1 pseudogene is annotated in these 1036 nt (G+C 44.8%); it reads left to right on the top strand.

Annotated elements, in window-relative coordinates:
• Positions 1 to 241 precede the first annotated feature (241 nt).
• Positions 242 to 807, top strand: a pseudogene (locus HK11_RS12075) (IS5 family transposase); the annotation flags it as partial.
• Positions 808 to 1036: the final 229 nt, after the last annotated feature.

Here is a 1036-nt window from a genome sequence, read left to right as displayed (position 1 = left end):
GTTCCGGTAGCAGATTCGTAGTATGTTATTCCGTCACTGCCTTTTATGGCAATCCAGTAACCACCACTTACAATAGAAGCTCCTGATGGCGGATTATATAGTATGGCCATTAAATTTATCCATTGATGTATTTATAAATATATTAATATAGAGCAATATAAATATATTTATTTTATATTAACAATATTCACTTTTTCATGATGTTAAAAATAACGGATCACATAACGAAGGCCATTGAACAGCTTTCGCTGATCATGATGGCCTTTTTCAGCGTCTGGCTGCAGGAAAACAGGCTGAACCGACGACAGCGATCATCGACAGCCGGACACTGCGTTCGACACCGGAGAGTGGATCGCGCGCTGGGTATGATGGCGCGAAAAGAAAGAAGGGATCGAAGCTGCACATGGCGGTCGATACCCTGGGGCATCTTCTGGCTCTGCACGTCACCCCGGCAAACAGGGACGACCGGGCGGAAACCGGTCCACTTGCGAAAGCCTTTAAGCAGGCAACAGATGGTAGCGTTGAACTGGTATGGGCCGATCAGAGCTATACCGGATCAAAACCGGCAAAAGCCGCCAGAGAGCAGGATATCACCCTCGAAATCATCAAGCTGCCGCAGGCAAAACGGGGTTTTGTTTTGCTGCCCCGTCGCTGGATCGTGGAGAGATCGTTCGCGTGGGCAACACGGTGCAGAAGGCTCGTAAAAGACTACGAGCGCGTGCTTCAACCCTCGCCGCAATGCACACCATCGCCTTCGCAGGTCTCATGCTGAAAAACGCAGCCAACCTGCTCACGCAAAGTGCATAACACCCTATAGGTTTAATCTGATGAGTTTTCTAATATTTAAAAAATTCATAAATTCAATTATTTAAAATCATTTTTCTTATATGATTAACAACATCCTTTCCTGCGAGATCAAAGGCATGTTCACTAAATTTATTCGCGACAAATTCACGAGCTTTTGTGCCATACTGAGAAATCAATTCGGGCTGAGCAAAAATCTCTTCAAGAGATTTTACAATATCATTCTCTATAT

It is taken from the genome of Acetobacter sp. DmW_043 (genome assembly GCF_002153485.1).
Classification (GTDB): Bacteria; Pseudomonadota; Alphaproteobacteria; order Acetobacterales; family Acetobacteraceae; genus Acetobacter; species Acetobacter thailandicus.
The sequence above is the reverse complement of the archived record's forward strand: the minus strand, read 5'-3'. Positions and strand labels throughout refer to the sequence as shown.